Origin of the sequence: Intestinibacter sp. (assembly GCF_022780145.1) — a bacterium.
GTDB lineage: Bacteria > Bacillota > Clostridia > Peptostreptococcales > Peptostreptococcaceae > Intestinibacter.
This window is the reverse complement of record NZ_JALEXO010000249.1, coordinates 1-12,826: the sequence shown is the minus strand read 5'-3', so window position 1 is coordinate 12,826 and position 12,826 is coordinate 1. Positions and strand designations below refer to the sequence as shown.

Annotated in this window: 12 protein-coding genes; all 12 read right to left on the bottom strand. The window is 28.3% G+C overall.

The window, feature by feature from the left end:
• Positions 1-38: 38 nt before the first annotated feature.
• The 12 genes from MR593_RS09470 to MR593_RS09415 all read right to left on the bottom strand — a co-directional run bounded on the left by MR593_RS09470 (position 39) and on the right by MR593_RS09415 (position 12,733).
• Complete coding sequence (locus tag MR593_RS09470) at positions 39-164, bottom strand: hypothetical protein (protein ID WP_290692232.1); 126 nt, start codon at positions 162-164, stop codon at positions 39-41.
• 257 nt (positions 165-421) lie between these two features.
• The gene (locus MR593_RS09465; RefSeq protein ID WP_290692230.1) at positions 422-1,768 is read right to left on the bottom strand and encodes a glucose-6-phosphate isomerase; all 1,347 of its coding nucleotides are present in this window, start codon (positions 1,766-1,768) and stop codon (positions 422-424) included.
• Positions 1,769-2,100: 332 nt separating this feature from the next.
• Positions 2,101-3,729, bottom strand: a complete 1,629-nt coding sequence (locus tag MR593_RS09460) for a Na/Pi cotransporter family protein (RefSeq protein WP_290692228.1) — start codon at positions 3,727-3,729, stop codon at positions 2,101-2,103.
• A 279-nt stretch (positions 3,730-4,008) separates the two neighbouring features.
• Positions 4,009-5,607, bottom strand: coding sequence for an NAD(P)/FAD-dependent oxidoreductase (locus MR593_RS09455; protein ID WP_290692226.1), 1,599 nt, complete (start codon positions 5,605-5,607; stop codon positions 4,009-4,011).
• 77 nt (positions 5,608-5,684) lie between these two features.
• Entirely contained in the window at positions 5,685-6,062 is a 378-nt protein-coding gene (locus MR593_RS09450; RefSeq protein ID WP_290692224.1) for a hypothetical protein, read from the bottom strand.
• Between the two features lie 167 nt (positions 6,063-6,229).
• Entirely contained in the window at positions 6,230-7,777 is a 1,548-nt protein-coding gene (locus tag MR593_RS09445) for an SEC-C metal-binding domain-containing protein (protein WP_290692222.1), read from the bottom strand.
• Positions 7,778-7,917: 140 nt separating this feature from the next.
• A complete protein-coding gene (locus tag MR593_RS09440) occupies positions 7,918-8,400 on the bottom strand; it encodes a hypothetical protein (RefSeq protein ID WP_290692220.1) in 483 nt (160 codons plus the stop codon).
• The gene (locus MR593_RS09435) at positions 8,397-8,870 is read right to left on the bottom strand and encodes a hypothetical protein (protein WP_290692218.1); all 474 of its coding nucleotides are present in this window, start codon (positions 8,868-8,870) and stop codon (positions 8,397-8,399) included. The genes MR593_RS09440 and MR593_RS09435 overlap by 4 nt, the downstream gene beginning before the upstream one ends.
• 1 nt (position 8,871) lies before the next feature.
• Positions 8,872-9,564, bottom strand: a complete 693-nt coding sequence (locus tag MR593_RS09430; protein WP_290692216.1) for a hypothetical protein — start codon at positions 9,562-9,564, stop codon at positions 8,872-8,874.
• Between the two features lie 187 nt (positions 9,565-9,751).
• Positions 9,752-10,180, bottom strand: coding sequence for a prepilin-type N-terminal cleavage/methylation domain-containing protein (locus MR593_RS09425; RefSeq protein ID WP_290692214.1), 429 nt, complete (start codon positions 10,178-10,180; stop codon positions 9,752-9,754).
• A 49-nt stretch (positions 10,181-10,229) separates the two neighbouring features.
• Positions 10,230-11,417 carry a type II secretion system F family protein gene (locus MR593_RS09420; protein WP_290692212.1) on the bottom strand — a complete coding sequence of 396 codons (1,188 nt, stop codon included), beginning with the start codon at positions 11,415-11,417 and terminating at the stop codon, positions 10,230-10,232.
• 17 nt (positions 11,418-11,434) lie between these two features.
• Entirely contained in the window at positions 11,435-12,733 is a 1,299-nt protein-coding gene (locus MR593_RS09415) for a GspE/PulE family protein (RefSeq protein ID WP_290692210.1), read from the bottom strand.
• Positions 12,734-12,826: the final 93 nt, after the last annotated feature.

Here is a 12,826-nt window from a genome sequence, read left to right as displayed (position 1 = left end):
TAACTAGAGTAGTAGATTCTAAAAAAATGAATTAAAAATTATTTGTCTAAACCACTCTCATGGCCATTTGAGTGGTTTTTTACTTTTATGTATATATATCTAATAGCGCAACATATTTCAGTTGCTACTACTTGAGCTAATATGCTTAGTAAAAAGTTCTCCATATCATTTCACCTCCTTTCACAGTAAGGTTACTTTGTTATGAAGCTACCACTCTATAGATTGTAATTCTCCGTTACTTATTATAACATCTTTTTCAATATTAAAAATATAAAAATACTTGGAAATTTAATCCATATTTATCAATAAAAAATCCAAACAAAATGACCTTAATCACTTCATTTGGATTTTTATAACTAATCTAATTAAATATTATATTTTTTGAATAATTTTCTAAATTCGATCTATACAATCTATAATCTTATAATCTTTTTTCTAATTCTTCTTTTTCTTTTTCATAACCTGGTTTTCCAAGTAAAGCGAACATGTTTTTCTTGTAAGCTTCAACACCTGGTTGGTTGAATGGATTAACACCTAGTAAGTATCCACTTAAACCGCAAGCTTTCATAAAGAAGTAAGCCATATAACCGAAGTTGTAGATGTCTAATTTTTCTATGTTTATTATCATATTTGGTACTTGACCGTCGTTATGAGCTAATACAGTACCTTGTAAAGCTTTGTGATTTACATAGTTTAGACCTTTTCCAGCTAAGTAGTTTAATCCGTCTAAATCAGCTTCATCTGATTCTATAACTACGTCTTTTCTTGCTTTTTCTACGTTTATTACTGTTTCAAATAATATTCTCTTACCATCTTGAACGTATTGTCCCATAGAGTGTAAGTCAGTTGAGAAATCTACTGATGCTGGGAATATACCTTTTTGGTCTTTTCCTTCACTTTCTCCGTATAATTGTTTCCACCATTCACTTACATAGTGTAATGTTGGTTCGTAGTTTACTAATAATTCTATATCTTTACCTTTTCTATGTAATAAGTTTCTTATTACAGCATATTGGTATGCATAGTTGTCATCTATAACATCTGTAGAGAAATCTTCTCTAGCATCTGCCATACCTTTCATCATTTCATCTATATCAAGTCCAGCTGCTGCTATTGGAAGTAAACCAACTGGTGACATTACTGAGAATCTTCCTCCGATGTCATCTGGTATAACGAAAGTTTCGTATCCTTGTTCATTTGCTAATTGTCTAAGAGCTCCTCTCTTAGCATCAGTTGTAGCGTATATTCTCTTAGCAGCTTCTTCTTTTCCATATTTCTTTTCTAGTATATCTTTGAAGATTCTAAATGCTATAGCAGGTTCTGTAGTAGTTCCTGATTTAGATATTACGTTTACTGAAACGTCTTTTCCTTCTATTAATTCTATTAAATCAGCTAAATAAGAAGAACTTATACTGTTTCCTACGAAGTAAACTTCTGGAGCTTTTCTTTCTTCTTTTGATAAACTATTTCTAAAAGTGTGTGAGCACATTTCTATAGCAGCTCTTGATCCTAAGTAAGACCCCCCTATACCTATTACTAATAATACATCTGAGTCAGATTTTATTTTTTCTGCTGCTTTTTTTATTCTAGCAAATTCTTCTTTGTCATAATTAACTGGCCAGTCGATCCATCCTAAAAAGTCATTTCCTAATCCTGTTTTTTCATGAAGTGCTTTGTGAGCAACTGTTACATATGGTTGCATTGCGTCTATTTCTGATTTGTCTAAGAATCCTAATGCTTTACTATAGTCTAAAGTTAATTTAGTCATATTTTTTTATCCCTCTCTTTTTAAAGTTATTTATAATATATTTTTTTATCTGTTTTAAACATCTAAATTATATCACATTTTTATTGTATACAAAATATCAAAAATATATATTTTTTGCTTGTTTTTCCTTTTTTTGCCTGTAAAATTATCTATGTTTGTATGAAAACGCTATCATTTAGTAAATTGTAATTACAATTGATATTTTCAATTCATTTTTGATGCAAACAGTATAAAAAAGTCTTCGTATTATTTCCTTTGTTATTTTGACCATTTTTTTACAAAATAAAAGAGGTGTTTTATACACCCCTTTATTATTATATTCATAATTTGAATTATTTATCACCTATTTTTTGTTGAATAACTTTTTCAGCTATGTTAGCTGCATGGTCTGAAATTCTTTCTAAGTTAGTTAAAATTTCTAAGTAAATAACACCGTTGTCTATACTACAAAGATTGTTGTTTAATCTTCTCATATGATTTACTCTACATGATTCTTCCATTATATCTACTTGTTCTTCTATTTTTATAACCTTACAAGCTAAATTAACATCAGATGTAGCCATTGCTTCTAGAGCATATGTATATGCAGATATAACCTTGTTGTACATGTCGCTTATTTCACTTTGACCTTGTTCAGAGAAAACAACTTGACCATCTATAGCTGATTGTGCTATTTCAGCTAAGTTTTCAGCGTGGTCACCTATTCTTTCTATATCGTTTACTGTATTAAATAAATCATCGACAGTTTCACGGTCTGCATCACTTAAAGAAGCTTTAGAAAGTTTTAAAAGATAATTTAATATTGTTTTTTGTAATTGGTTTATTATTTTTTCTAATTTTAAAGTTTTTTCAATACCTTCAGTGGAAACCTCTAATATACCTTCCATAGCACTATCTACACTATCTCTAGCTTTTTCACCCATTCTAGATACTTCTTTGATGATACTAGCTAAAGCTATTGGTGGAGTTTGAATCATTCTGTCGTCTATGTATTTTATTACTCTAGTTTCATCTTCTTCTACTCCATCTTTACTATCTGGAACTATCTTCATAGCTAATTTAACGATTAATTTATTACATGGTAATAATAACAATGTTGAAACTACATTAAATATAGTATGTACATTCGCTATTTGTCTTGCGACATTACCTGGATCCATTGCTACTACTATTTTTACAACTATGTTATTTAATAAAATTAAGAATATTATTGTTCCTAAAATATTAAATATTAAATGCACTGTAGCTGCTCTCTTAGCATTTTTATTTGCTCCAATACTTGATATTAATGAAGTTACACAAGTACCTATATTTTGTCCATATAATATTGGTAATGCTGATGCAAGTGGAACTAATCCTTGTGATGCCAATACAACAAGCATACCCATCGCAGCTGATGAACTTTGAATTATGGCTGTTATCCCAAAGCCTAATAAAAGTCCTAAAATTGGATATTTACCAAATGTAGCTAATAAATCTGTAAATCCTTTATATTCAGCTAGTGGACTTACTGCCGATTTCATTGATTCCATACCTGTAAATAATAAACCAAATCCTATAAACACTTCTCCAACTTGTTTGTATTTTTCGTTGCCGCCAAATAAGTATAATAAAATACCTATACCTAACGCAAGTGGTGCTAAACCTGTTAAATCAAATGATACGATTTGAGCTGTTACAGTTGTACCTATATTAGCACCCATTATTACTCCAACTGCTTGCGGAAGACCCATAAGGCCTGCATTAACAAACCCTACAACCATTACAGTAGTAGCACTAGAGCTTTGAATAACTGCTGTTACTGCTGCTCCAAGAAGTACTCCCATAAAGATGTTTTTTGTTAATAGCTCGATAATTTTTTTCATTCTAGATCCAGCTACTTTTTCTAGAGATTCACCCATAAGATTCATCCCATATAAAAATAAACCTAGACCACCTAAAAGACTTATAACTATTTGCACTTTTTTCCCGCTACTCAAAATATAGCCCAATATATCTATAATAAGCTCATAATTATTTTTATATTAAATTTTAAAAACTTATTTTTGATATTTATACGAGTAGCTTCTCCTTTCTTATTATTTTTATTTATATTTTTTTAACTTTCAGATTTAAGTACATTTTTATTTTATAATGTTGTTAGTATAAACATCAATAGTTTTTTTACTGTTTGTAATATATTACCAGAAATATTACTATTATTTTTCTAAATATTTAGTTTCTAATGCAATTTTTGCTATTTACTTTAATGGTAAATGTTGTTCAATTATTTTTTCAGCGCATTTAATTCCATCTACAGCAGCGGTTACTATTCCACCTGCGTATCCAGCTCCTTCTCCACATGGATATAAATTTTGTACGCTTACAGATTCTAAAGTTTCTTCATCTCTGACAATTCTTATAGGTGCTGAAGATCTAGTTTCCACACCAGTCAAAATTGCATCATACATAGAAAATCCGTTTAATTTTTTATCTAGCTTAGGTAGGGCTTCCTTCATTGTTTCACATACGAATTCAGGTAGACAATCTCTTAAATTTGCAAATGTATATCCTGGCTTATAAGAAGGTTTTACTTTTCCTAGATCTGTAGATACTCTATCTTGCAAAAAATCTCCTACTAATTGAACTGGCGCATTGTAATTTCTTCCGCCAAGCTCGTAAGCTAATTTTTCGTATTTTCTTTGGAACTCTACTCCTGCTAATGGATGATCACTTCCGAAATCAGAAGGCTTTACATTTACTAAAAAGGCGCTATTTGCGTTCTCCTTATCCCTAGCATGCTCGCTCATACCATTAGTTACAACTTCGCCTTCTTCAGATGCTGATGCTATTACAGTGCCTCCTGGACACATACAAAACGTATATGCTGTTCTTCCATTAGAAGTATGCTCTATTAGCTTATAGTCTGCGGCTCCTAATTTTTCGTGATTGTAAAATTCTTTGTATTGTGATTTATTAATAAGAATTTGAGGATGCTCAATTCTGGCGCCTATAGCAAATGGTTTTTGGATTATTTTTACGCCTTTTTCGTATAGCATTTCGTACGTATCTCTCGCACTATGGCCGATAGCAAGTATAACTACATTAGTTTCTATGGTTTCTTCGTCGTTTACGACTACAGATTTTATTTTTGAACCTTCTACATTTATTTGAGTTACCTTTGCATCGAATTTTACGCTTCCACCAAGTCTTATTATCTCTTCTCTTATATTTTTTACCACATTTTTTAGTATATCTGTACCTACATGAGGCTTGTTAGCATATAAGATCTCGTCTGGAGCACCGAAATTTACAAATTCCTCTAGAACTTTTCTACATCTGATATCCTTTATTCTAGTAGTCAGCTTTCCATCAGAAAAAGTTCCTGCCCCGCCTTCTCCAAATTGAACATTTGAATTATTTTTAAATTTTCTCTCAGTCCAAAAATTATTTATATCTTTTGTTCTATTATCTACATCTAGTCCTCTTTCAAGCATTATCGGCATGTAACCTCTTTGTGCTAAAACTAGAGATGCAAATAAACCAGCTGGTCCACTTCCGATTACTACAGGTCTATTTTCTAATTTTTGCCCTCCAGAAGCCACTCCGATGTATTCTCTTTGTTTTATTTCTACAACATCCTTTAATTTTTTCTTTAAAATCTTACTTTCATTGTTCACAACTACGTCTACTGTATATACGAAATCTATTTTTCCTCTTTTTCTCGCATCTATTGATTCTTTATATATAAAATATTTTACTAATTCTTTTTCTTTTATTTTTAATTTTTTTATTAAAGTGCTTTTTATCTTAGATTTGTCGTCATCTATACTTAATTTGATATTAGACACTCTCAGCATAAAGATTTCCTCCTAAATTTATTCTTTTAATCTCCAATCAAAAATATAGCGAACTCTTAGAGTTCGCCTTTTATTTACTAATGTTTTTCACTTATAAGTCCTCTTATCACTTTCATGTTGTTAAATACTTTTTCTAAGAAGTTTTCAACTTCTTCGTTGTCTAAAAGAGTTATCTCTAATTCATCGTTATCCAGTATATTTTTTGATTCACAGTATGATTTTGCTATATTTATTAACTCTTCTTTGCTTTCTGAAGATAAGTTGTATTCTTTAAAGTCAATTATTATATATTGTTTTATTTTTTCTTGGTTATTTTCATTATAACCAATTTCTATATGATATATAACTCCAAATAAATTAGATGGATCTTCTTCTCCTTTATATATTGGTACTGCAGGATTTGATCTTATAAAATTAGTTGCCACTGCAATAGGATTTCCTAAATTAAAATTCATAAACCTACCTCTTTCTCTATAATATACTTCTTATTTTAATATTTTATCATTTTTTTAATATATTAAAAGGCTTTTACTTAAATTTTATTATTTTATTTAAAATGAAAAAGCCCCTATAAAGTAGTATTTCCAATTTTAACTACTTTTATAGGGGGTATGGGAGAATTTTAACAAATCAGCAATTCTTTATATCTTTTACCCAAAGTTCTAATACTTATATTGTATTTTTTGGATATCTGTTCTTGTGTTACAGTTTCATCTATACTTTTTTTGACATAGTACTCAATCGCTGCTGCCCAACCATTTTCGCTTCCCTTATATGTTTTATATGTCCTTTTAAACCTTTCCCATGTCGATATGCATTTTTCTTTATACTCATCTTCTATTTTAGAAATTAATACATCATATACCCTGCAATCGTCCCTTTTTACTGGTTCTATATTCATTTTTGCGACCAGAGTATTTTCTATTTTTGATTCAATTTGTCCTACTTTTGAAACTGAGATATTGTCTATTTTTGATTCAATTTGTTCAGCTTTATACGTTGGGATGTTTTCTATTTTATTGGATAATTTAGAATTTATATTGTTGTTTTCATTAGACAGCTTTTTTTGTTTCATATCCTGTTTTTGCTTTCGCTCTTGTATTTGCTTAGTCATCTTTAATCTCTGTTTTAATTTTTCTTCTAATCTTTTATTTACTCGTTTTTTTACACCTAAATTTTTTGATGCCCTTGCTCTTCTAGCCATTACTTGTTTTTTCTTTTTATTTTCCTGTTTTTCTATAATATTATCCTCTTGAAATATCTCTTGTACTGGTTCTTTTAGATTTTCTGATTCTACAGATTTTTCTTTATTTATTTCCACTACTATATCCTCATCAGCTTGTTTAGTAACTGTTTTTGCTTCAATTGTTTTATCAATTGGCTTCTTCAATACATCTGTAATCTCTTCTACTATTGATTCTTGTATTTTTTGCTCTTTTTTATTAATTACAATATCACACGCAATTTCCTTTACTTCGTCTTTGTAAAGCTCCACTATATTTTTATACATAAATTTAATATTATTTATTAAACATTGCTTCTTAGTTTTTACCTTCTTTTTAGTTTCTTCATATCTACTTTCCAGACATTTCTTAATTTTATCCTTAGTATCTTCATCTATCTTCGTCGTCCTATCTAAGAAAATTTTCGTGGCATCTATAGATATAATTCTCGCCAGTATGTAATCGCCCACATCAAATACACTGAACAATTCAATATCCTCGACATAGACATTTTGGTCTAACAAAATATCTTTTATCAAAATTTTATTGATGTCTTTTTCCTTTACTTGATATATACTCATATATGAATTTAGAGTATTTTCAACTATTGATAGCTCATTTTTATTTAAAATATTTTTATTTCTATTAAAATAATCCATCATTATGCTAGTTTGTTTATTGTATTTATAATTTGTTAAATAATATACGTTTGTTATATTTTCTAATATGTAGTTACTAATTCCAAATTCTATTTCAAATTTATTTTTATAATCCTTGTATTCTTCTCTATTCGAAAATTCTTTTATCTTTTGAATTACGCCTTCAAATTTTTTTGTTCCATTTATTATTCTATTTTTAGCGATTTCCTTAGCTTCATCTTTTACTAAACAGCACTTTTTATATTTTTTTCCACTTCCACATGGACAAAGATCATTTCTTCCTACCAAGTTAAATCCCCCTTTTCTTTTCTATGATTAAATAAATTTTCTATAAAAATGTACTGTTTTCCTTTTAGATTTTCGTATAATTGTACTACATTTTCTTTTATATATTTTCAATTATATACATGTATCAATTTATTATTTTATTAATCGACTTTAAATAGCATAGTACAATTTACTTTTCTACTTTTATCATTTTCATTTTTAGAGTTTTCTATTTTTATACTTTCTATAGAATTTTCCAGTTTTAATTTTTTTAATTTCGTATCTAATTTAAAAATATTTTCTAAAGTTGAAGAAATACTTAACTCCAACAGAATATTCTTCGAGCTTTGATCTTGCTCCTCTCTTTTAATAATCGAATTTATATCTACTGTATCTCCAATATTTTTCTCTATAGATAAAATTATATCTTCTGATTTTTTATTTTTTAAATCTGATTTTTTTTGCTGATTAAATGTTTCAATATATTCCTGTTCCTGCTTCAAAATTAATATCTGTGACTTTCTTTCCTCTAGTTCATTATTCTTTTCAATAAGTGGATTTATAAATGAAACTACAAGCAACAAATATAAAAATAATGTTATAATCAATAAAAACAACGGTTTATTTTTTTTTATTAATTTCAATTTAATCCACCTACTTTGTACTCAATAGTAAATAAATAATCTTTTTGTTCCTTCTCTAAACTCTTTATATTAAAATTTTTAATATTCTTTCGATTGGATAATTTTTCTAATATTTTTGTATTATCGCAAATTCCTTGAATCTCTATTTGATTTGAACTTGAAGATATGCTTTTAATTTTATTCATACCGATAATTGAACATACCTCTTCCAATTCGGATAAATTTATGTTACATTTTTGTGTATCTAAATTCTCATAACCTTCGGATAAAGTATCATTAGCTTCCTGTTGTTGTGTAGTATTTTCTAGCTCAGACTTTGATATATAATCAGTTAGCTGTGTATATTTAATTAGATTAATTGATATTTGCAATAAAGTTATTAACAATATTATTCTTCTACTTATTTGGTATAAATTAAAATTTCTTTTATTTTTTTCAAAAATGTTGATACATTTAGCATTTTTTCTCATTTTACACCACTAATCCTATACAAATTATGTAATTATTTATATCTTTATCCACAATCTTTTCTGTCCACAGCGTGTTTAGTTTTAAATTGAATTTTAATTTATCCACATTAAATCCCTTTTCTTTTATTTGATTTAAAAAATTATCTTCTAATCCATAGTAAAATATGTTAATATCTTTCTCTAAAAATTTTAATACATAATCCATATTTACTTCTTTTTCAAATACATTTGAATTATATACTTTTCTATTTTTTACAGAGTTTAAAATTATCTCATTTTCTAAATTCTCTATTATAATACATTTGTCACAGTTTAAATTTAACTTCTTTCTAAATATCAGCTTATTTAAAATATCGTAATTTATATTTAAATATTTATGTTTAATTCCTATATTTTCTGCAATTTGATTGCAAATCTGCTCTATATACTTAGGGAATAATATAACTTGTAAATCCATAGTATCTTTATATTTATTTAATATCTTGTATTTAATTATGTAACTTTCTAAATTTATAGGCATATCCTGTCCTATCTCAAATTTTATGTAGCCGTAGATATCTCTTTTTCTTATCTTTCCTAAATTCTCGTATTCTCTAATTATGACATCTTCATTTTGTAGCGCAAAAAATATCCTTCCAAATGTTTTGTATGGATTTAATTTTTTAACGACTAAATCTATATATTCCTTTTTCAACTTTGAGCTATTTATGTTTTTTACTCCAATGTCCAAACCAATGTTCTCAATCACTTTTATTTTGTTGATATATTTTTTCAAAATTAATATTTCAGTTGAATAATTGTCTAACCTAATACATATAAAGTTTCCTATAAGATCAACCCCTTTAAAAATTATTATTCCTCATAATATCTCTTTTTTAATTTTATTCACTTGGTTTAGGATAATACTGAGCATTTCCTATACTTACAATTACTTTGTCATCATTTCCGACTGTAACTTCAAATGAACCTCCTGAGCTTTGTTGTACCTTTGGCATCGACTGTAAATATCCACCGCTAACTAAACTCTCAATACTTATGTCTGTCTCACCACTCGTAGCAGCCATTTGTGCAGCTGTAGCTATATTAGCAGCTGTTGCATAGTCTATATTTACTTTAGCTTTTTCCTGTGCCTTTGAATAGCTAAGCACTGCCATACCAGAAATTACCAGCATGAGAGTAATAGTTATCAAAACCTCAACTAATGTAAACCCTCTTTTTTTATTACTTACAAGAAATTTTTGATCTTTGCCTAATATTTTTTCTAAAATCGAATTCTTTTTGAACTTAATTTTTTCAATTAAGTCATTCATCAGAATCTCTCCTTTCATAATTAATTTATATATATTTAAAAATTTTCTCCTAAAAAGAAGATATCGTATTAAACATAGGTATAACCATGGATACAACTGTAACACATACAATGGCACCCATTATTAAAATCATTCCGTTTTCAAAATACTTAGTTCCAATTTCAACTTTTTCGTCAATTTCATCCTCGTAAAACTTATTAATAGTCTCAAGTGTTTCCTCTAATCTACCAGCAGATTCTCCTATTGTAACCATCGTAATAAACAGCTGTGGAAATAAATTAATTTTACTCAGCGATACTCCAATGCCATTTCCATCCTTTACTGAATTATTTGCAATGCAAATCATATCATATATGTACTTCTTATCTATAACTTTTGCAGATATATCGATTGCATTAACTATTTCTACACCACTTTTGACTAGAATATAAAGCGACTTAGAAAATTTGTTTGTAAGGTTTAAAAGTATAATCTCACCTAATTTAGGCAATCTCAAAAATAGCTTATATAATTCTTTTCTCAACTCCTGATTATTTTTGACTACATAAATGCTTGTAATAACAGATATAAAGATTACTAGAAGTATAGCTATATAATTATTTCTAATAAAACTAGATAAAAACAACATTCCTCTAGTTACATTAGGTATTTCTATATTATTTTCTAAATATATAGCCTCGTATTTAGGCATGATAAATAATAAAATCGACAATATAGACACAACTGTTACAACAGCCAAAATAACTGGATATATAGAAATACTTATTATTTTGCTCTTTAATTTAGCTTCTTTATCGTAATACTCGCTCAAACTGTACATAACTTGGTCTAAATTACTGCTTATCTCACCAGCATGAACTAAGCTAATAAAAAATCTCGAAAAAGCACTAGTATTTTTAAATGACTCTGTTATAGAATTACCACTTTCTATTTCTCTCAATATTCTTCTAAGAATCGGTTTTAATTTTTTACTTGCCTGCGCCTCTATCACCTCTAATAACCTAGTTATTTCACATCCAGATTCAAATAAAATTCCTATCTCCTTGCACAATATTTTGAGATCTTTGTCCTTTAATTTCTGAGAAAAATTAAAAACCGACCTTTTCTTTTTTATCGAGGATACTTTTAAATTATTCTCTTTTGCAAATCTCAACACATCCTCTTCGTATTCAAAATCTAAATCAATTACCTTTCTCTTATTTTCTTGGTCATAAACTATACATTTATATGAATCCATATCTAACAACTCCTAAATTAAAAAGACTTTATTAAATTTTTTTGAACTAAAGCCCTATAGCACTGATCAAATGTAATCATCTTTCCTCTTTCGATAGCAACATCTTTAATTCTATTGTTTTTTTCAAAATCACTTATACACTCTCTTATAGCTTCATCTATCTCTAAAATTTCATAAACTACTGTTCTTCCCAAATATCCTTTGCCTCCACAATACTCACATTTTTCAACTTTTCCACCACAATATGGGCATACTTTTTTGACCAATCGCTGAGATATAATTCCTACTAAAGAGGCACTTATCAAGTATAAATCCACACCCATATCCTTCAACCTAGTAATTGAAGATACAGTATCATTTGTATGTAAAGTACTAAGTACTAAGTGACCTGTTATAGACGCTCTGACAGCTATTTTAGCTGTTTCTGAGTCCCTTATTTCACCTAACATAATTATATCTGGATCCTGTCTTAAAATAGCTCTTAGACCCTTTTCAAAAGTCAAACCTACCTTTTCATTTACTTGTATCTGATTAATACCGTCCATTTTATACTCGACGGGATCTTCTATAGTTATAATGTTTCTTGAGACTACATTTAAATCTTTTAATATTGAATATAAGGTCGTACTTTTCCCACATCCTGTTTCACCTACAATTAATATAATTCCAGATTTATTAGATATCATTTTATCAATCATAGCTATAGCCTGATTTGAAAAACCTATTTCCTCCTTTGTCTTAAAGAAATTATCTCTATTTAGAATTCTGAGAACTGTCTTCTCTCCGTATGTAGTTGGAATTGTCGATGTTCTGATATCGATTGATCTTCCGTCTATATTTATATCTGCTCTTCCATCCTGAGGAAGTCTCTTTTCAGTAATATCAATACCTGATTTTAATTTTATAACTGCAGTAAGTGATGAATATAAATCTAAACTGTATCTAAAAGCCTCGTGTAATTCTCCATCAACACGCAATCTTATGGACAAATAGCTATCAAATGGTTCGATATGTATGTCACTAGCGTTTTCTTTTACCGCTTTATTTAAAATTTCACACAAAATTCTCTTGGCATAATCCTCATCTACTTCAATCCTATTTCCATATGCACATTCTATTTCTCTAACAATTTCCTCCTGTGAATACTTCTCAAAAACAATCCTCTTTCCTGTTATCATTTTTAAATCTTGTATCGTATAAATATTTTCTTCGCTTCCACCTATAATTAAAGTTTCGTTTTCTAATCTGATAGGTATTACGTTGTATTTTCTCGCAATTTTCTCTGGTATAATTGATAATAAATTATTCGCTATCAATAACCATCACCTTCCATTTTTTCAATTAATTTACTAATTGCATTATTTACTATATAAATGAATTCTATTCATATAAAATAAAAAATTTTCAAT

Excerpts from the sequence above, each read along its gene's own strand:
- MR593_RS09470 (WP_290692232.1), bottom strand. The coding sequence starts at position 164 with ATGGAGAACTTTTTACTAAGCATATTAGCTCAAGTAGTAGCAACTGAA.
- MR593_RS09465 (WP_290692230.1), bottom strand. The coding sequence starts at position 1,768 with ATGACTAAATTAACTTTAGACTATAGTAAAGCATTAGGATTCTTAGAC.
- MR593_RS09455 (WP_290692226.1), bottom strand. The coding sequence starts at position 5,607 with ATGCTGAGAGTGTCTAATATCAAATTAAGTATAGATGACGACAAATCT.
- MR593_RS09450 (WP_290692224.1), bottom strand. The coding sequence starts at position 6,062 with ATGAATTTTAATTTAGGAAATCCTATTGCAGTGGCAACTAATTTTATA.
- MR593_RS09435 (WP_290692218.1), bottom strand. The coding sequence starts at position 8,870 with ATGAGAAAAAATGCTAAATGTATCAACATTTTTGAAAAAAATAAAAGA.
- MR593_RS09425 (WP_290692214.1), bottom strand. The coding sequence starts at position 10,180 with ATGAATGACTTAATTGAAAAAATTAAGTTCAAAAAGAATTCGATTTTA.
- MR593_RS09420 (WP_290692212.1), bottom strand. The coding sequence starts at position 11,417 with ATGGATTCATATAAATGTATAGTTTATGACCAAGAAAATAAGAGAAAG.